General features: G+C 62.7%; 1 protein-coding gene. It reads left to right on the plus strand.

What is annotated here, in order from left to right; genetic code table 11:
• Positions 1-316, plus strand: a 316-nt coding sequence (locus tag AC1D0P_RS30035; RefSeq protein WP_477680067.1) for a putative PEP-binding protein, incomplete at its 5' end; no start/stop codon positions are given.
• Positions 317-434: the final 118 nt, after the last annotated feature.

Here is a 434-nt window from a genome sequence, read left to right on the forward strand (position 1 = left end):
TTTCGACAATCTGGGCAAGCCCTTCCTCAGGCTGCTGCGCGACATCGTCCGCGCCGGCGAACGCAATGGCACGCCGGTGACGCTGTGCGGCGAGATGGCCGGCAAGCCGATCTCGGCCATGGCGCTGATCGGCATCGGCTTCCGCTCGGTGTCGATGTCGCCGGCCTCGATCGGTCCGGTCAAGGCGATGCTGCTCGGCCTCGATGCCGGGGCGCTATCGCGCACGCTCAACGAGGTGCTGGACGACAAGACGTCCAACATACCGGTGCGGGATATCCTCAAGCGCTTTGCTGAATCGCACAATATTCCACTTTAGCTCCTGGATTTCCCTTGGCCACTTTACCCGTCGACAAGATGAAGGAACTCGAACGCCGTTTTGCGGAGGTCGAGGCGCGCATGGGCGAAGGCCCGGCGGCGGATGTCTATGTCAAGCT

It is taken from the genome of Polaromonas sp. P1_G2 (genome assembly GCF_056405515.1).